Below are 18498 nucleotides of genomic sequence, written 5' to 3'. Positions count from 1 at the left end.
CTAAAAAGATTAGCGGAAGAAGTTTAATTGCTTCACAGAGCAAAAGCGGTTCTGTTCAGGATCTCTACCAAATTTCCGAGAGTCAAGTAGATGCATCGAGTCAAGTGAATCGAGAGTTGCTTCGTCTGAAAGAGCTTGCAGAAACCTTGCAGAAGCAATTTTCGTAACCGGTGCGTGCAGGCTCGTAAAGTTATTCAGGCCGACCTGTGTAAACGGGTCGGTCTTTTGGTACGGGGAAGCGAAGCTGGAACTTATCGGAAGCCTGCATTGCAAATGAAGAAATTGAGGTATAATATAATCTAGTGAAAGTTAGCGGCATCTATTGTTAGTATGGTTCGTCAGCCATCCTGCTCATGAACTTCTTATAGTTTTTATAGTAAGCAATCTACAAAAATGAAAGAGAGTGGAACTGTATGGGTCGTAAGTGGAACAATATTAAAGAGAAGAAAGCGTCCAAAGATGCAAGCACCAGTCGTATCTATGCGAAATTTGGACGTGAAATCTACGTGGCTGCCAAGCAGGGAGAGCCTGATCCGGAATCCAATCGTGCGTTGAAGGTTGTCCTGGAGCGTGCAAAAACATACAGCGTACCGAAAGCGATTATTGACCGTGCGATTGAAAAGGCAAAAGGCGGTTCTGATGAAAATTACGATGAGCTGCGCTACGAAGGCTTCGGACCAAATGGATCGATGATCATTGTCGATGCACTCACCAATAACGTGAACCGTACAGCATCTGAAGTGCGTGCTGCTTTCAATAAAAATGGCGGAAACATGGGCGTAAGCGGATCTGTCGCCTATATGTTCGATGCGACAGCGGTCATCGGTATCGAAGGGAAATCCTCGGATGATGTACTGGAAATCCTGATGGAAGCCGATGTCGACGTTCGCGATCTGGATGACGAAGACGGAGCAGTGATTGTATATGCTGAGCCGGATCAATTCTACGCCGTGCAAGAGGCATTGAAAGCAGCAGGGATTTCGGAGTTTTCCGTAGCGGAAATCACCATGCTGGCACAAAACGAAGTTACCTTGGATGCAGACTCGCAAGCCCAATTTGAGAAGTTGATCGATGCCTTGGACGATCTGGAAGACGTACAGCAAGTCTACCACAACGTAGATTTGGGCGAATAAGAGACGAGCAGTATAGCAGACCTTTGTTTACAGGCAAAGGCCTGCTTTTTTTCTGCCTTTTTGGAACATAGCAATCGATAAGAAATGATAGCGAATGCGGTATGCTATATTGGATGTAAATGAAACGAATGGGGTGTGTGAAGATGGGACATCAGGCCAATCAAATCTTTGTGAATTTACCGGTTAAGGATTTAAACTAATCGATCGCGTTTTTTACAGAGCTGGGCTTTGCTTTTAATCCTCAGTTTACGGATGAAAAAGCAACATGCATGATCATCAACGACAATATATTCGTGTTGCTGCTTGTAGAGAGCTTCTTTCAAACGTTTACGAAAAAGGAAGTGGCAGATGCTTCAGCAAGTACAGAAGTCATCCTTGCCCTTTCTGCCAAAAGCCGGGAGGAAGTAGACTCGCTCGTTCAGAAGGCGTTGGCGGCTGGTGGTAAGGCTTCGAACGATTGTTCTAGAAGCTCAACTCACCTTGGCAGGTGGAGGTTTCAAAGCGTCTTCGCCAAATGGTACATGAATCGATCCCGGGGGTCGAAGAGCGGATTCAATACAAGAAGCCGCATTTCCTGAAAAACGGGCATTACGCTGCGGTTATGAAAGAAATACCCCGATACGAAAACGGTGTCGGGGTATTTCCTTTGCCCAAATTGTGAAGTAGACCCAAGCTGTCACTAGTATGTCCGCGTGTATACGAATGGCCGTCAAAAAACCGCAATCGAAAAGAAACTGCCGCTCAGGCCCCGTGTTAGAATGGGTTTCTGACAAGAGGGAGTACGTTTCGGAGAGGAGAAAGATAGTGGAAAATCAAACAGCACCAAAACGTGAACGAGCGGGCGGTACATTTGGCAGCAAAGGAAATTTTGTCGTCATCATGGTGATGATTCTTGGTGTGTTTGTCGCGATATTGAACGAGACGCTCCTGAATGTAGCCTTGTCCAAAATCATGGGCGATATCGGTATTTCTCCCAGCAAAGCACAATGGTTGGCCACGGGCTACTTACTGGTAATCGGAGTGCTGATACCCGTCACGGCCTTCCTCATCCAGCGCTATACCACAAGGCAGCTTTTTCTCACAGCGATGGGCTTGTTTACGTTAGGTACCTTCGTTGCGGCTACGTCACCGGGCTTCGGTGCACTTTTGACAGGGAGAGTCCTTCAGGCATCCGGCACGGGCTTGCTGTTTCCTTTGCTCACGAATGTGATCTTTGCAATCGTCCCGATCGAGAAGAGGGGTTCAGCTATGGGGACGATCGGGATCGTCATTACCTTTGCGCCAGCCATCGGGCCTACGCTGTCGGGGATTATCGTCGAGCATTACAGCTGGAGGGTCCTCTTTTATGGTGTTCTTCCTATCGCATTGTTCGTGACGGGCTTTGCCTTTTACCGGCTACAAAATGTGACGGAGACGATAAAAGCAAAGGTGGATGTGTACTCGCTTGTTCTTTCGACCTTGGGATTCGGAGGGATTGTCTACGGCTTTAGCAGCGCAGGAGAGGGTCACGCGGGTTGGTCCAGTGAAGAAGTGTTGATTCCAATTGTGATGGGTGTCCTTTCATTAGGGATTTTTGCATGGCGGCAACTGAGTATATCCGAGCCGTTGCTGGACCTCAGGACATTTCGGTACAGCGTGTTTCGCATGTCGGCGTTGATCATGGTGATTGTCATGATGGCGATGTTTTCAGCGATGATGCTCCTGCCTATTTTTCTGCAAAATGCCTTGCACTACAGTCCTTTGAAAGCAGGGCTGGTCATGCTGCCCGGTGGTGTAGTAATGGGCATCATGTCGCCGATAACAGGGCGGCTGTTTGACAGGTTCGGTGCCAGATGGCTTGCGATTATTGGCCTTGGGCTAGTCGCCAATACGCTGTGGCAATTTGCTTTTATCACCTTGTCTACCCCATATAGTACGATCATGGTGTTGAATACTCTCTTGATGCTGGGGATTTCCATGCTCATGATGCCTGTGATGACGAATGCGTTGAATGAGCTTCCGCCAGCTCTGTATCCGCATGGTACAGCCATTATTGGCACGCTGCAGCAGGTGGCTGGCGCAGTAGGAACGGCATGGCTCGTCACGGTCATGAGCAACGGCTCCAAACGATTTATGGATAATGCCTTGAGTAGTTCAAAAGATGATGCTACCCTGCAAATCCTGGCGATGATTTCTGGGATGAAAACGGCATTCCTCTTGGCATTTGGCATGATCATTCTCGCTTGGTTGGTTTCGTTTTTCCTGAAACGATCCGTGCCGCCAAAGGTGGAGCTGGAAGGCCAAAGGGTTACCATACATTAAAGGAAGCAAAGCTGCCTCGCGGGGCAGTTTTTTTTCTGTTTTCGCAACAGGAATTCGTCATGAGGAAGGTAAAAAAAGGTTTTTTTATTGATGACGAGAATAGGTAAATGTTCCTGTTTCCCAATACCACACGATTGTGATAAGATTTATGCGAACGATTGTTCTTGTTTGGTTGCATACGATCCGAGAGCCTCACATGACACCCCTGGCAACCATGCTCTATCTAAAGCAGAAGATGAGCGGAAGGAAGGTGTCAGGAAGAAGGATGGACCGATATTCAGAAATTGATGAGGTAATTGCTTATATTCATCAACATATAGATGAGCCGCTTCCGCTGTCTCGCTTGGCGAAGTATGCTTCGTACAGCCCCTATCATTTCACCCGGATTTTTAAAGAAAGAGTAGGGCTTCCCCCTCTCTACTATGTATCTGCTATTCGTTTGCAGAAGGCGAAGGACTTGCTGCTGCGCACGAATCTCAGCATTCGCGATATCGGGCTGGAGATCGGTCAGCAGAGCTTGGGAACCTTCACGACCCGATTTACCGAACGAGTGGGGGTGACGCCCTCGCATTTTCGAAACTCTCCCATGCAAGCAGAATTATTGTTTCAATCCTTGCGACAGCTGAATGATTGGCGCGATTCGTATTACCCGATCCTTCAGCAGGGAAGAGTAGAAGGGACCGTCCATGCAACCGTTCCCTTTGAGGGAGTGATCCTGATCGGCTTATTTCCAAAACCCATTCCGGAAGGCCTTCCTTTGTACGGGACACTGCTTTCTTCCCTGGGGCAATTTTGCTTTACTGGGGTCAAGCCAGGTACGTATTATCTGATGGCGACCTCCATTCCCTGGGGGATGCAAGCGATCGATTTTCTTTTGCCGCACACGACTTTACGGGCTCGATCCAAAGAGCCGATCGTCGTAGAGCCTCATTCGCTTGTCCCGCATCAGCATGTCATGCTTCATTTGCCCAGTCCCGATGATCCGCCCATATTGATTTCCTTGCCCGTCCTGATGAATAATTTCCTCAAACGGGTTGTCCAAAAAAATGCGCTGTAAGGGCGCTGGCTCGCTCGTGTAGAAAACCGCGTGAAGGATCGCGGTTTTTTCTTTTCCAACAAACACCGGCAGACATCGATTTATTCATATTTATAAAATAAATTCAATATTATTACTTTTTTATTATTCATGACAGGAATATCGTGCGTATGATATCTTTTGTACAGTCCTTACTGAATGGATTTTAGTCCGCTCTAGAAGGACATAATTACCAAGATAAACAATTGGGGGATACAACATGAGAAAGCTTGGCTTACTACCCAAGATCCTTTTGGCTATCGTTCTCGGTATCGTGATCGGATCGTTCGCGCCTGAGTGGGCGGTCAAGGGATTGGCAACCTTCAGCGGTCTGTTTGGAAACTTCCTTGGTTTTGCCATTCCGCTGATTATCATCGGATTTATTGCTCCAGGTATCGGTGAGCTCGGAAAAGGAGCGGGCCGGTTGCTTGGCATGACTACTGGTGTTGCCTATATTTCTACGATCATTGCAGGTTTGCTGGCTTATTTTGTCGCTGTCGGCCTTTTTCCTCATATTTTAGAAGTGGGCGGTCTGGTCAATCAGTATGCGAATCCGGAAGAAGCTCTTCTTAAACCTTACTTCACGGTAGATATGCCGCCCATCGTAGGTGTGATGACGGCGTTGCTGCTCGCTTTTACGTTCGGACTCGGTGCAGCTGTCATCAAGGGCAATGCTTTGCAAAAGGTCATGGTAGACTTGAGGGAGATCGTAGAAAAGCTGATTGCTTCCGTCATTATTCCTTTGCTGCCGTACCATATTTTTTCTGTGTTTGCCAACCTGACTTACGGTGGACAAGTCACCATGATTTTGTCCGTTTTCGCCAAGGTATTTGTGATCATTATTGCTCTTCATCTGATCTATCTGCTCGTACAATATTCGGTAGCAGGGCAAATGGGGCGAAAAAACCCTTTTACGATGCTGAAAAATATGATGCCTGCATACTTTACAGCGATCGGGACACAGTCGTCTGCTGCTACGATTCCAGTCACCCTGCGCCAGACCAAGAAAAACGGCATCAACGAAAAAATTGCAGATTTCGTGATTCCGTTGTGTGCGACGATCCATCTGTCGGGAAGTACGATTACGCTGGTCAGCTGCGCGATGGCGGTCATGATGCTGAACGGCATGTCGACTTCGCTCGCGGTGATGTTCCCGTTCATTCTGATGCTGGGCGTGACCATGATCGCTGCTCCGGGTGTGCCGGGTGGAGCCGTCATGGCTGCCCTGGGGCTGCTGGAGTCCATGCTTGGTTTTAATACGACGCTGACCTCGCTCATGATCGCCCTGTACATTGCACAAGACAGTTTTGGTACGGCCTGCAATGTGACAGGTGACGGTGCGATTGCGGTGATTACAGATCGCATGAGCAAATCAGAAACAGCCTAACGAATAGAAATCCCGTTCAACATGGTCGAATGTCTTGACCTGTTGGACGGGAATTTTTTAACTATGAGTGAAGTCTAACTATACGTTCGCTCTTTGCTGGCTGATCGTGTCCAGAAACGATTGCATCGTACTCGTTAAAACGGCGTCCTTGCGACGTATGAAAACCGTGTCTACTTCCCGATAAGGTTCAGGTACCCGATGCAGATGAATCCTTCCGCTTTCAGTCAGATGGATTACGGATGATCTCGGCAAAATGGTGATTCCGATCCCCGCAATGACTCCCCCGATGATGGTGTCAAACGTCCCGAACTCCATCACCTTTCTCGGTATCAATCCCGCGAGTTTCATCCAGCTCTCCAGCCGTTCGCGATACCCGCAGCCCTTTTTATAGAGAAGCAGCGCTTTTCCCGAGATGTCGTCGACTGTGAAGGAGTTGCTTTTGGTGACGAACACAAGCTCTTCGTGGAAAACCTGCACCTGCTCAATCAACGAGTGTTTGATCGGGCCAGTCACGAACGCACCGTCCAGCTCCACATCCAGTACCTCCTGTAGCAAATGCTCTGTAACGCCTGCCTTCAGGGATAAATCGACTTGAGGATACTGGCCGCAGTACGAGGATAGGAGGTCGGGAAGCGCATTGATCGTCTCAACCATCCCGATCGCAAGTACTCCAGACGGAAGTGATGTTTGATGGAAAAAACGGTGCATGTCTTCGAATTTCGTCAGAATATCCCGTGAAAATTCCAGCAGTCTTCTTCCTTCTGTATTCAGTGTCATTCCTCGCTTGTTGCGATAAAACAAGGGAGTACCCAGTTCTTTTTCCAACAGCTTGATTCTGGCTGTCACGTTGGATTGAACGTAGCTCAGCTCCGAGGCCGCCTTGCTTACGCTGCCTAGCGTGGCGACCATATGGAAAATCTTCAAATCGTTTAGCTCCACCTGCGCCCTCTCCTCATGGCTTCCTCCTAAAGGGAGGTCTCTTGTCTTTCTATCCATCACTCAAAATGATGGATAAATTGATTTTAAATCATTATACTATTATATTTCCATCCCGTATGATTTGGAAGGAATCAAGAATTACCTTCAGGTCAAAAGGGAGAGCTTTTACATGAAAAACAAGTCAATCATCACAGGATCAATTTTATGCATGATCGCCAGCGTGTCGTGGGGAGCCATGTTCCCGGTCGCCCACATTGCATTGCAACAGATCGATCCTTTTTATTTCTCCTTTCTTCGCTATTTTTTCGTTACCGTCATGCTGTGTGCCCTGCTTTGGGTAAAGGAGGGGGTGTCTGCCTTTCGTTTGGAAGGGCGCGGGATGGCCTTGCTGTTCTTTGGAACAATGGCATTTACGGTCTACAACATGGGTGTCTTCCTGGGGCAGCACCTCATGGGCGAAGCGGGAACGATCGCCGCATCGATCATGGAAGTGATGATGCCGATGATTTCTATCCTCCTGTTGTCCGCCACTACCAAAAAACTCCCTCCTACCTATACAATCGCCAGCATCGCGATCGCGATGGTCGGAGCCATGCTTGTGATTACGAATGGAAACCTGGCTTTTTTCATCCTCGCAAGCGAGCAGCTTTTTCCGTTGCTCCTGATTTTTACCGGAGTGGTAGGATGGGTTGTCTACTCTATCGGAGGTGGGCGTTTTAGCGATTGGTCTATTCTACGATATTCGACGTTGACGTGCTTATTGGGAACGGCGGTTTCTTTCGTTGTGGTTGCAATCGCCACCCTTTTTCAGTGGATTTCCGTCCCGAGCGTGGATAGCTTGATGTCCATCAAATATGAAATGGCCTTTATGGTCCTTTTACCTGGGTTCGTTGCCCTTTTGAGCTGGAATGCTGGCATCAAAGCGTTGACTCCGTTAAACGGCATTTTATTTATCAATCTGGTCCCGATTACTACCTTTATTCTGATGGCCTTTCAGGGGTATGAAATCAGCATGTTTGAATTTTACGGAACCTTGCTCGTCATCTTTGCTCTGATCCGAAACAATCATTTTCAGAGAAAACAGCTTCGTTACCGAACGGGTGCAAGCGAAACAAAAAGAAATAAGGTTCCATCCATGTGATTTGCCTGCTGGGTAAGCGAGGAGAACGCAGTCTATTCCGATAGAAAAATAAAGGAAAGAGTTGCTTTCGGGGGTTTTACCTGTCATGCTAACAAGAAGAAAGACGCTCGTATAGCCGGAACCTTTAGGAGATGAATATGGTAGAAGTTAAAACATCGGAACTAAGTAATGGTGACTTGAATAGAGGAGTGTTCGCTACTCGCGATATTGCCAAAGGGGAATTGCTCCACGAAGCACCAGTCCTCCCTTACCCGAATGAGGAGCATGAACACATCGAAAAAACGATGCTTGCCGATTATGCGTTTGAGTACGGGGCAAACCACACCTGCATTCTGCTGGGGTATGGTATGCTGTTTAACCACTCCTATGAACCGAATGCGACCTACGATATTAATTTTGACAAACACGTATTTGAGTTTTATGCCTATCGAGATATTGAAGCTGGGGAAGAGATATTGATCAACTACAATGGTGACGTTGATTGCGATGACCCACTGTGGTTTTACGAAGATGGAGATAACCAAAAATCATGATGCATGCCGGGAAGTCCAAGCGATGAATGTGCTTGGTCGTCCCGGTTTTTCTCTTTATAACAGGGAACTGTAAAATGTGAATAAATGGTAGAATGGGATGGCGGCGGTACCAAGAAACGTGCCCCCAGGTGAAAGAAATGTGAGGATCATCATGAAAAAGAATCCGGATAAACGCTACGAAGTTGATTTATATGAGCCGATCTCGCAGTATTTCAGGCGCCAAGAGTACGAGGTGAAGGGGGAGGTTCTCCACTGCGACCTGACAGCTGTCAAAGCGGACGAACTGATTATCGTGGAGCTGAAGCGACATCTAAGCGTGGAGCTGTTGATTCAGGCGGCGAAAAGACAGCGGTTGACGGATCTGGTCTACATCGCAATCCCCAAGCCTAAGTACAGCCTGTTTTCGAAAAAGTGGCAAGACATCTGTCATCTAATCCGAAGGCTGGAATGCGGCCTGCTCTTCGTTTCTTTTCAAAAGGGGGGAGCGGGCGTAGTGACAGAGGTGTTTCCTCCGTCACCATTCGATCGCCACAAAAGCATGCAGCGCAGCAAGAAAAAAAGAACGCGAATCATCAAAGAGATGGATGGCAGGTCCGGGGACTACAATGTCGGGGGAAGCCACCAGACGAAAATCATGACGGCCTACAAGGAAAACTGCATTCAAATCGCCTGCCTCCTCCTTCGCTTTGGACCGTCCACACCGAAAAACCTGCGCCAATGGGGGACAGGGGAGAAAACGCTCGATATCCTATCGAAGAATTACTATGGCTGGTTCGAAAAAATACAACGCGGTGTTTACAGCATGAGTGAAAAAGGCAAGCAAGAGCTGGGGGACTATCCGGAGCTGGTCGAACAATATTCCCGAATGGCTGAGAACGCGAATGCTGGATGCGAGAGCAACAGCGATAATAAATAAACGAGAACGCAATTTCAGCAAATTCCAGCGAGTGAAATCGAGCGGGTACAAAGAATGGAGCAGATGACGGATGTAAGATTGGATGCTACGCACCCGCCTACGTCCCATCGCCTCCGCTATATGAAAAGCAAAGGGACAATCCAGTCGAGCGCTTCTGTATAAAGAATGGCGCAGCTTGGAAGAGAGATGTGCCCAACAGATTCAACAGCGACCCAAAGAAGTGAGAAAACGCGAGAGTTTTGGTCACTGGGAGCTTGATACGGTTGTTTCGAGTCGAGGGAAAAGTAAAGCATGTGTAGCCACGTTTGCCGATCCATACTCTTCCTGGCAATGTGGCACCAATGAGAATTCCAATGGACTTCTTCGTGAATTTTTCCCAAAAGGAAAAGACTTCGTTGAGGTTTCCGAGGAAGAATTGGGTCAGGCACTGTATCTCATTAACAATCGACCGAGAAAATGTTTAGGCTGGAAAACCGCTCACGAATCATTCTAGGAAGCTCTGTCGCACTTGGCTTGACAAACCGTCTTATAAAAAAAGAGAATGAGTGATGCTGAAGCCCGATCTTCATGAAGAGGATCGGGCTTCTCTATTGTGGAGTCAGTCTTTTCTGCAAAAGGGTAATCGCAGGCAAAGTGTTGAAATCCGAAAATTCCGAAATTAGAGGCTCGGCAAACGCCGGGTTTTTCCTAATTCTGGAACAAAAGTTCAAGATAGTTGCACTAATCTTGCTAAAAATACGCAGTTGACTTACCACGTCTGCGGCATTTTTCGTATACCTTGTACGAGGTAGCACGATATTTTTTACCGAGAATGGAGTGAGCAAAAACATGAAAATAATTGCGACTGAACGAGAGATAAAAGAGTATTTCGAGGGACTGAGAAAGCTGTTATGGGGGGGAGGGAAATCAACAGCTCCCCAGAAGGATGACAGTTGCCAGGAAGAAGAACCTGCGTTTCGCAAGGTGCTGATACGCTACCTGAATCAATCGATTGAAGCTGGCACCGATGCGGGTATCTTGGCTGGTGTTTTGCAGGAAGTAGGCACAGATTATGCGCTGATTATGGAACCAAGTGGCACGCGTGTCGTCATCCGCTTTACACAAATCAACTACGTGCAAGCGTTGTAAGGAGGAGATCAGGATGAGTTTTGAAGATAAATTGCGCTCGTATCTAGGCGAGACAGTCGAAGTGATTACGGGATATCAGGTCACGACAGGCGTTTTGATTCGCGTCACGGACAGTACGGCAACGATTCTTGCTTCTGCTGCGCCCGGGTATGGCAGCGATCAACAAGTGACTTTTCAACAGGATCGTATCACGTACGTAAGGATCGTCTGATGATGGCAGTAGGAATAGGTGCAAGGCGCAAGGACACTTTGTCCGTAGTGATTTCCGCACTCTATTCGACCCATCACCTTCAAAAGATGATCGCGGTTTCCTTGCAGCTTGCCCCGGAGGAGCTCATGCTGGTGATCGCCAGTCACTTGATCGGTGAACTTCCGAAGGCTGTTCGGCAAAAAACGCGCATCATCCTTATCGATAATCCGAGTACCCCCTTTGCGGGAAGGAAGCTCGCAGCGGAGAAAGCCCGCGGAGAGCTCCTCCTGATTCTGGGGGAAGATCAGTGGTATTCCCCTGCTGCCCTGCAGCGTTTCCTGTTTCCGATGCGCTACGGAAACGCAGAAATCGTCTTGCCTCAGGCGGGGACGCTCACCAGGGATAAAAAGAACGACAAGCCTATCAACAGCTTCTCGTATCTATTGAATGATCTCTATGACAGAGCCGATCTGCAAGAAGCTTCTCTCTTGTCTACTCCCCACGGAATCACGAAAAGAGCCGTGCAACGATTGGGGACTGTGCTTTTGGAGCATCCGGCACAAGCACATCGCAAGCTCATCCAAAGCGGTTTGCAGATCGTGACGCAGGTGTTGGAACCGCTCCCTGGTTCACCACCCTTTAATCCACAGCTTTACGGGGCTTTGCGCTCGGAGCTTTCCACGTACGAGAAGGCCGTCATCAAGGAGCAGCTGGACGTGATCGCCGTCCTATCGGAAAGAGGAGGACTGACAGATGGCGGAAGGAAGAGAGAGGGCCTTGTGTCCACTCGCTCGCAACAGCCAGTCGCTTTTGGCCAGGAGCAGAGCCTTTCCGTCATCATTCCCGCACGAAATGAAGCGAGGACGATAGAGGCGGTGATCCGTGAGGTCGGGCTGTTGGATCCTGCTGAGGTGATTGTAATCGTCAACGGATCTACCGATCAGACTGCCCGCATCGCCAGAAAGTGCGGGGCCACGACGGTGGTTTTCTCCGAAGTGTTGGGCGTGGATTCGGGACGGGGCGCCGGAGCAAGTCTTGCAACAGGCGGCATCCTGCTGTTCGTCGATGCGGATTTTGTGATTCCCGCCCAGGAGCTTTATCCATTCGTTCTGGGTTGTCGACGGGGAATGGATCTAGCGTTGAATGATCAATCTGCCTTTTTGGAATCGCAGCATGCCAGGAATGTGGTGGTCGCTGCCAGACGAGCGCTCAATCTTGCTTTGAATCGAAAGGACCTAGAGGTAGGTTCGATGCTGGCGGTTCCATTTGCCTTGCGACGGGAAGCCTTTGCTCGACTTGGATGGTCCCTTCTGGCGTGTCCCCCAAAGGCGCAGGCAGCGGCCATCATGGCAGGACTGAATGTCCAGCAGGCCTATCAGGTAGACAGTTTTGCCTCCAATCGTTTTCGTACGGAAAAGCATGTGGCACGAAAGGGTCGATCATCTGCCGCTGACCAGATCATAGGAGACCATATCGAGGCCTTTCACTATATCATTCAAAACACATGCAAGGAGGTGATCACATGTCACAGCGAATAGACGGCATGGTCAGTGTTGTCATTACAAACTACAATCGCGCCCTGTATCTGAGGGAGTGTCTAGATCATATTCGTGAGCAAACCTACCCCAATTGGGAGATGATTTTCATCGATGATGCATCGACGGATGATTCTGTTCAGGTGGCCAGAGAGTGGCATGAGCAGTATCGTCAAGTATGGTCGGAGGACCATCGTATGGTGATGCATACGCTGCCTCGCAATATCGGGTTTGCCGGAGCCCTCAATGTTGGTCTGTATCTGGCTCGGGGCGAATATATCGCCATACAAGATTCGGATGATTATTCACATGTAAACAGATTGCAGCGACAGGTTGAATTTTTGCAAAACCATCCCGAGGTTGAACTGGTTGGAACCAACTATTACTCGTTCCCCTCTGATGCGCCTATGAAACGAGAGTTGGCGAACTGGCTTCGCTATGGGGATGAAATCGGAAAGGTGTATGGCAGAGGCGGACATTGTGTCTGTCATGGGACGATATTGTTTCGTGGACGCTTGTTCGATCAGATCGGTGGTCCTACACGCCGGATCACAGGGGCAGAGGATTATGAATTCATCGCCAAGGCGCTGAATGCGAAAGCCAAGATCGAAAACCTTCCTGAACCTCTGTACTTTTATCGGCTGCACAACAATCAACGTTCGGTACAGTACTACAAAAGAAAGGAGAGTAACGATGACAAATAGTCCAACTCGTGTCTTGATGGTCATGGACAGCATGGGAACGGGTGGAACGGAGACCCATGTCTTGAGTTTGGCGAGAACCCTGCAATCGAGGGGAATCCAGCTTCATTACGCAGGAGCGGATGGCCCTTTTCATTCAGCCTTTGTGGACGCAGGCTTTCACATTCATCTAGTCGAGTCGAGTATGGAGCCTCTTCCGGTTCGAAATCAGCAGTTGAATCACGCCTATCGAAGAGTCATGGAAGAGAATCAAATCTCGATCGTACACGTGCATCAGACCCCTTCAGGGCTACTGGCAGCAGGAGCGGCGGTGGAGCTGGGAATACCGGTCGTCTACACGATGCACGGGACCTATTATCCGCCGAGAGAAGCGGTTGCCCTGGCGCAGCTGAGCGATGCCATGATCAGTGTGAGCAAGCCAGTCCAGACCTTTTGGAACAGGCAAGGGATTGAAAGCTGCGTGATTTCCAACGGGATCGACTTTGAAGCGTTTCATCCAGATCCAAATGTCTCGATGGAGCTGCGAACAACCACGCTTTGCGACCTTCCGCAGAACGCTTCGGTGGTCACCTACGTCAGCCGTTTGGCGTGGCAAAAGGCATCGGTATGCAACATGCTTTTGCGCGCGACCAAAACCTTGACAGACATGAGCAGCCTTCACATGGTCGTAGTCGGTACAGGAGCTCAATCTCACTACGTCGATGAGCTTGCTCAAGCGCTCAATAAGCTCAAAGGCTATCCCTATATTCATGTCGTTGGAGAGCAGACGGATGTAAGACCTTACTATGCACTCAGCGATCTGGTCGTGGGTACCGGTCGTGTCGCATTGGAAGCGATGGCTTGCGGTAAACCTGTGCTGGCGGTAGGCAACCACGGCTATTTGGGTCTGGTCACACCAGAAGCTTACCCCCGGGCATGGGAGTATTACTTTGGCGACCATAATTCCAGCGAAAAGCCGTCGCCTCCGTTGTTGGCCCATGCGCTGCGGCAAGCTTTTGCGGATCGGCAGAGGTTGGAGCGATGGGGAGAGCAAGGCAAAGACTGGATCAAGTCCAGCTTTGACATTACCCAAAAAGGGGCTGAGCTGCTCGCGTTATACGAAAGGTGCATGAGAAAGCAATAAGGAGGGGGCGACATGAAAAAAATCCTCTATGTCGGGTGGATCGGTTTTAACAATCTCGGCGATGAATGGATGTGGCGATTGTTTGAGGAAAGTGCGGAAAAGTATCTGGACCCACAGCATTACCGGGTCATTCCTTCATTGCCGGGCGTAGATCTGCAGCGTTTTGACGACTTCGATACCGTGGTGCTGGGCGGAGGTTCGCTGTTGGTACCCGGCTACGTGGACGTGGCACATCGGGCTGCTCAACAGCAAAAACAGCTCGTGATCTGGGGGAGCGGATACGATACCCAAGTGCCTGTACAGTTTGACGCTTCAGGCAAGCTGATGACGGCTTCGTTCCAGGAAAGCGAGAAGATGGGGAAAATGCTCCGGGAGATCGGGGAACATGCTTCCTTTTTTGGTGTGCGAGGGCCTCTTACCCATCAATATTTGCAGGAAACAGGGATTGGAGGAAAATTGTTTGTCAGCGGAGATCCGGGGATGCTGATGACTCTGCCAACGCTGGAGGCGAGTAGAGACGATCAGCGTCCCACGATCGGCATCAACTGGGGGACAGCCTACAATCGCATTTACGGCAAAAATGAAGCAGCTGTGGAGGATGCGTTGGCACAAGCAGCCAAGACGCTGATTCAGGACGGAAAACACATGTATCTGTATACGATGTGGGGGCCGGATCGGGAAGCCATTAAACGATTGTATAAAAAAATCAATGCCCCACAGCACACGACACTGGATCTGGAGCTTCACAATCACACAGAGATGATGAAGCGAATCGGCCGCTTTCAGGCAACCATTAACTATAAGCTGCACGCCAATATTTTGAGTGCTTCAGCAGGAGTCCCTTTTGTCTGTCTGGCATACCGCTTCAAGTGCCTGGACTACTGTTATTCCATGGGCTTGCCGGAGATGGCGGTCACTACCAATCATCCACAGCTTCAGCAGGAAATCGTGACGCTGGCGACAGAAGCCGTGCAAGAAAGGGCTTCGATCCGAGAGAGAATGGCTGTTCAGCAAAAAGAGATGAAGGAGCATTTGCTGAAGCCCTTTGTCCATCAGTTGCTGTAACTGTTAAGAAGTCCGACCGCATGTAATGGAGAAAAGCTCCTTTCTAAGAAGGGGCTTTTCTTGCTGTATCGAAAGCAAAAGTCCTTCTTGAGCTGTCTGCGTCCAACACAGCGTATCATGCAATTGGTTATGCGTATGTCCGCCAGCAGGAGCCAGTTTTCCAGGAGCATAAGGAAGAGCATTTTGTCGCATGTCACTTTCCTTTGTAAGTGTACAGTTGTGCGTTTTCATGAATCTTGATAAGATAATAGCTAGAAAACATTGGAAGGAGGTACCCTGATGAAAAAAAGAGCCTTGCAATCCTTGTCTGCTGGAACAGGGTACTCGACCGCTGTTTTCTTTGCTTTCACCAATCACGGGATTCGTCTGTCCAAAATCGACATTTCAAGCGACTAGACATCCATTCCAGTGATCGGATGAGATGCCACAGGTCGCTACCCTGTGGTTGGATGCACTTACTGCAATGGATAAGACACATTCACACACCACAGGGAGATCTTGTGGTGTTTTTCATTTTAAGAGGATATAAAGGAGGCATCGTCTAATGAAAAGAGTGGCTGCGGACATTGAAGTGAAAGCATTGGAGCTTGCAGATGCAGAGGCGTTATTTCAATTGGAGACACGGAACCGGGAGTTTTTCCAACGCTACACCACGCCTCGCAATGAAGATTTTTACACACGGATTGGACAGCAGGGGCGCATCCGGGCAGATATCGAAAAAGCCAGGCTAGATCAAGCATATGCCTGCGGAATTTATCTGGTGGAGAGCGGGGAGCTGATTGGCCGCATTGCCCTGAGTGAAGTCGCGCGCGGACCTTTCCAAAGCGCATGGATCGGCTATTATCTGGATCAAGAACAAAATGGCAAGGGATATATGACAAAGGCTGTGCGTCTGATGGTCGAGCTGGCATTTGAGGAGTGGGGGCTGCATCGGATTGAGGCTGGCGTCATGCCTCATAATCTGGGATCTATCAAGGTACTGGAGAAAGCAGGGTTTCACAAGGAAGGCATCGCCAAAAAGAACGTCATCATCAATGGACGGTGGGAGGATCATCAGATTTTGGCGATCATCAACGAGGAAGAATAGAGGGGGACAAACCGCATGAAGCGTGTCGAGGTTTTGCATGTTGATGCATTTAGCCAGATTCCAAACAAAGGAAATCCGGCAGGGGTTGTGCTGGAGGGGGATTCCCTTACAGATGACGAGATGCAGGCAGTAGCTTTGCAGGTCGGGTTTAATGAAACGGCCTTTGCGGTTCGCTCGGAAGTGGCTGACGTACGCATACGCTTTTTTACTCCCGGACATGAAATGAACCTGTGTGGTCATGCGACGATGGCGACGGTTTTTTCCCTACTTTCGCACGGCTTGCTGGAAGAGAAGCGGGAGATCACGATTGAGACGAAAGCAGGTATTCTGCCAGTAAAGATTCAGACCATGCCGGACGAGGGGGTGCTCATCACGATGCGTCAGGCAGCGCCGCAGTTTGCAGATTTTAACGGCTCCGTGGATGAGCTGGCTGCAGCAATCGGACTTGTGAGTGAGGACATCGAATTAAGATGGCCGATCCAATATGGCAGCACAGGTATTTGGACGCTGATCGTTCCGGTCAAATCCTTGGATGCGTGCAAACGGATGAAACCGGATAATGCTCGCTTTCCTCATGTGTTGCAAGAGATGCCGCACGTGTCGATCCATCCATTCTGCATGGAGACCTACGATCAGACTGCCGATATGCATGCCCGCCATTTTTCATCGCCATATTCCGGTACACAGGAAGATCCGGTAACAGGGACAGCTTCGGGAGTCATGGGAGCATATTACGTGACCTACATCGAACCGGAAACGACGGCTGGCCCGCGTACGTTCGTCATCGAGCAAGGACAGGAGATAGACAGGGACGGCCGCGTTCGTGTGACAGTGAGTCCCAACCAAGAATCCCTCCAGGTCGAGATCACCGGAACCGCCGTGTTCGTAAAGGAAATGATCGTCACGATCTAAGGCTGCCGTGATTCTAATCGCTGCAGGGCTGTCTCTACCTCCTGGATAAACAAGGGAACAGAGGGATTTTCGTTCGCTGTTTTCCACGAAGCGACGATATCGACCTGATGCTCCTCGTCTTGTATATCGATAAAGCGAAGGCTGGGACTGGCGTACAGCAGCAGATGATGGGACAGGATGGTGATCCCGATCCCTGCATCGACGATCATCAGCACCGCATCAGTACGGGAAGCCTGGCTTACGATTCGTGGGGAGAAGCCATGCTTGGCACATAAGGACAAAACGTAATCATACCCCTGCGGCGATTCCTCGCGCTCCAGCATGACAAATGGTTCCTGCGCGAGCTGCGCAATAGACAGATCGGTCTGGTCAGCCAGTGGGTGATCTTCCGGCAAAATGATCGAGTAGGGCTGGATCCACAACGATTTGTAGGTAATTCCGCCGAGATTATGCAGACCATGTGGCAGAAGTGTCTGCTACCCTGGATGCAGCGATTGCTCTCTTCGAAAAATCTTTGGCACGCCTGAGCACCGAGACGCCGATCGACACGTATGAGCGACTGCGTTTGCGCAGAAACTATGGCTTTACAGCGAAAATGTGCAAGGAAGCTGTCAAAAACCATCGTGGATTACAGCGGTGCTAGCAGCATGTATGAATCCAATCCGCTGCAGCGTTATTGGCGGGACGTGCAGGCCTCGTCCATGCATATTACCTTCAATATGGACCATTTGGGGGAAATGTTTGGAAAATTAGAATTGGGATTGTCTTTAAGTCCAAAAGATTCACTGTTATCATAAGAGGAATTACGTGTAAAAGGAGGCTTTCACAAAAATGAGCAAACAAATTCCTCAAGCGCTGTCGCAGGAACAAATCGATTTCATGAATGACAAGCCATTGATCCTGCTCAGCACCATCGATGCCGAGAGCAATACGCCGAATACCTCGGCGATCTCCTGGGTGAAGGCACACACCCCGACAACGATCCGCTTTGCCGTTACGACCAATTCACGGACTGCTGCCAACGTGAAGGCCAATCGTCGCGTTTCATTGACGATGATCGCGTTGGGCACCGTCTATTCCATAGTAGGAGAGGCGAACATCCTGGAAGAGAAGATCGAAGGAATCGCGATGCCGCTGTCCAAAATCGAGGTTCAGATCGAAGCTGTATTTGAATCCATGTTCTGGGGAGCAGCGATTACGCAAAATCCAGCATATGAGAAAACAAGCAATATCGAGAAGGCGATCGCGCTGGACAACCAAGTATTTGGGGCATTGCTTTCATAAAGAGGGGAAAGAAAAACCGAGTTCGAAGCAGGAATTTCCTGTTTCAGC

Annotated in this window: 21 protein-coding genes and 1 pseudogene; 20 read left to right on the top strand and 2 right to left on the bottom strand. The window is 49.3% G+C overall.

Annotated elements, in window-relative coordinates; translation table 11 throughout:
- The first annotated feature begins 413 nt into the window (after positions 1 to 413).
- From EDM52_RS21880 to EDM52_RS21855, 5 genes are all read left to right on the top strand, one after another.
- Positions 414 to 1133: a YebC/PmpR family DNA-binding transcriptional regulator gene (locus tag EDM52_RS21880; protein WP_122911051.1), complete on the top strand. Its 720-nt coding sequence runs from the start codon at positions 414 to 416 to the stop codon at positions 1131 to 1133.
- A gap of 203 nt (positions 1134 to 1336) precedes the next feature.
- Complete coding sequence (locus EDM52_RS25310; RefSeq protein ID WP_415783086.1) at positions 1337 to 1711, top strand: VOC family protein; 375 nt, start codon at positions 1337 to 1339, stop codon at positions 1709 to 1711.
- Positions 1712 to 1937: 226 nt separating this feature from the next.
- Positions 1938 to 3434 (top strand): MDR family MFS transporter, encoded by a 1497-nt coding sequence (locus tag EDM52_RS21865; protein WP_245997283.1) that lies wholly within the window; start codon positions 1938 to 1940, stop codon positions 3432 to 3434.
- 265 nt (positions 3435 to 3699) lie between these two features.
- A complete protein-coding gene (locus EDM52_RS21860) occupies positions 3700 to 4491 on the top strand; it encodes a helix-turn-helix domain-containing protein (protein WP_122911049.1) in 792 nt (263 codons plus the stop codon).
- Positions 4492 to 4729: 238 nt separating this feature from the next.
- Complete coding sequence (locus EDM52_RS21855; protein WP_122911048.1) at positions 4730 to 5896, top strand: dicarboxylate/amino acid:cation symporter; 1167 nt, start codon at positions 4730 to 4732, stop codon at positions 5894 to 5896.
- A gap of 78 nt (positions 5897 to 5974) precedes the next feature.
- Here the strand turns inward: EDM52_RS21855 and EDM52_RS21850 are convergent, their stop codons facing one another.
- Entirely contained in the window at positions 5975 to 6835 is an 861-nt protein-coding gene (locus EDM52_RS21850) for a LysR substrate-binding domain-containing protein (protein WP_122911047.1), read from the bottom strand.
- Between the two features lie 169 nt (positions 6836 to 7004).
- Here EDM52_RS21850 and EDM52_RS21845 point away from each other — a divergent pair, with 169 nt between their 5' ends.
- The 12 genes and pseudogenes from EDM52_RS21845 to EDM52_RS21785 all read left to right on the top strand — a co-directional run bounded on the left by EDM52_RS21845 (position 7005) and on the right by EDM52_RS21785 (position 17166).
- The gene (locus tag EDM52_RS21845) at positions 7005 to 7976 is read left to right on the top strand and encodes a DMT family transporter (protein WP_122911046.1); all 972 of its coding nucleotides are present in this window, start codon (positions 7005 to 7007) and stop codon (positions 7974 to 7976) included.
- A 137-nt stretch (positions 7977 to 8113) separates the two neighbouring features.
- Positions 8114 to 8509: an SET domain-containing protein gene (locus EDM52_RS21840; protein WP_122911045.1), complete on the top strand. Its 396-nt coding sequence runs from the start codon at positions 8114 to 8116 to the stop codon at positions 8507 to 8509.
- A 151-nt stretch (positions 8510 to 8660) separates the two neighbouring features.
- Complete coding sequence (locus EDM52_RS21835; RefSeq protein WP_122911053.1) at positions 8661 to 9425, top strand: DUF2161 domain-containing phosphodiesterase; 765 nt, start codon at positions 8661 to 8663, stop codon at positions 9423 to 9425.
- A gap of 199 nt (positions 9426 to 9624) precedes the next feature.
- Positions 9625 to 9918 (top strand): annotated as a pseudogene (locus EDM52_RS21830) (transposase); the annotation flags it as partial.
- A 335-nt stretch (positions 9919 to 10253) separates the two neighbouring features.
- A complete protein-coding gene (locus tag EDM52_RS21820; protein ID WP_122911043.1) occupies positions 10254 to 10553 on the top strand; it encodes a DUF2642 domain-containing protein in 300 nt (99 codons plus the stop codon).
- Between the two features lie 13 nt (positions 10554 to 10566).
- Positions 10567 to 10764 (top strand): hypothetical protein, encoded by a 198-nt coding sequence (locus EDM52_RS21815; protein ID WP_122911042.1) that lies wholly within the window; start codon positions 10567 to 10569, stop codon positions 10762 to 10764.
- A 2-nt stretch (positions 10765 to 10766) separates the two neighbouring features.
- Entirely contained in the window at positions 10767 to 12281 is a 1515-nt protein-coding gene (locus EDM52_RS21810; RefSeq protein ID WP_122911041.1) for a glycosyltransferase family 2 protein, read from the top strand.
- Complete coding sequence (locus tag EDM52_RS21805; protein ID WP_122911040.1) at positions 12266 to 12982, top strand: glycosyltransferase family 2 protein; 717 nt, start codon at positions 12266 to 12268, stop codon at positions 12980 to 12982. The genes EDM52_RS21810 and EDM52_RS21805 overlap by 16 nt, the downstream gene beginning before the upstream one ends.
- The gene (locus EDM52_RS25305; RefSeq protein WP_245997280.1) at positions 12972 to 14102 is read left to right on the top strand and encodes a glycosyltransferase family 4 protein; all 1131 of its coding nucleotides are present in this window, start codon (positions 12972 to 12974) and stop codon (positions 14100 to 14102) included. The genes EDM52_RS21805 and EDM52_RS25305 overlap by 11 nt, the downstream gene beginning before the upstream one ends.
- A gap of 12 nt (positions 14103 to 14114) precedes the next feature.
- Complete coding sequence (locus tag EDM52_RS25300) at positions 14115 to 15167, top strand: polysaccharide pyruvyl transferase family protein (protein ID WP_245997279.1); 1053 nt, start codon at positions 14115 to 14117, stop codon at positions 15165 to 15167.
- 544 nt (positions 15168 to 15711) lie between these two features.
- On the top strand, positions 15712 to 16254 hold the full coding sequence (locus EDM52_RS21790) for a GNAT family N-acetyltransferase (RefSeq protein ID WP_122911038.1): 543 nt from the start codon (positions 15712 to 15714) through the stop codon (positions 16252 to 16254).
- 15 nt (positions 16255 to 16269) lie between these two features.
- Entirely contained in the window at positions 16270 to 17166 is an 897-nt protein-coding gene (locus tag EDM52_RS21785) for a PhzF family phenazine biosynthesis protein (RefSeq protein WP_122911037.1), read from the top strand.
- Here the strand turns inward: EDM52_RS21785 and EDM52_RS21780 are convergent.
- The gene (locus tag EDM52_RS21780; protein ID WP_276330139.1) at positions 17163 to 17603 is read right to left on the bottom strand and encodes a LysR family substrate-binding domain-containing protein; all 441 of its coding nucleotides are present in this window, start codon (positions 17601 to 17603) and stop codon (positions 17163 to 17165) included. The genes EDM52_RS21785 and EDM52_RS21780 overlap by 4 nt on opposite strands.
- Before the next feature lie 23 nt (positions 17604 to 17626).
- On the opposite strand from EDM52_RS21780, the gene EDM52_RS21775 reads away from it, so the two are divergent.
- The 3 genes from EDM52_RS21775 to EDM52_RS21765 are packed head-to-tail and all read left to right on the top strand — an operon-like array spanning position 17627 to position 18450.
- Entirely contained in the window at positions 17627 to 17809 is a 183-nt protein-coding gene (locus tag EDM52_RS21775) for a hypothetical protein (protein WP_122911035.1), read from the top strand.
- Complete coding sequence (locus EDM52_RS25770) at positions 17745 to 17963, top strand: hypothetical protein (protein ID WP_420866960.1); 219 nt, start codon at positions 17745 to 17747, stop codon at positions 17961 to 17963. Before EDM52_RS21775 ends, EDM52_RS25770 begins: the two co-directional genes overlap by 65 nt.
- Positions 17964 to 17997: 34 nt before the next feature.
- On the top strand, positions 17998 to 18450 hold the full coding sequence (locus tag EDM52_RS21765; RefSeq protein WP_122911033.1) for a pyridoxamine 5'-phosphate oxidase family protein: 453 nt from the start codon (positions 17998 to 18000) through the stop codon (positions 18448 to 18450).
- Positions 18451 to 18498 lie beyond the last annotated feature (48 nt).

It is taken from the genome of Brevibacillus invocatus, from assembly GCF_003710915.1.
GTDB lineage: Bacteria > Bacillota > Bacilli > Brevibacillales > Brevibacillaceae > Brevibacillus > Brevibacillus invocatus.
Note: the sequence above shows the minus strand (reverse complement) of the source record. Positions and strands in the feature narration are given on the sequence as shown.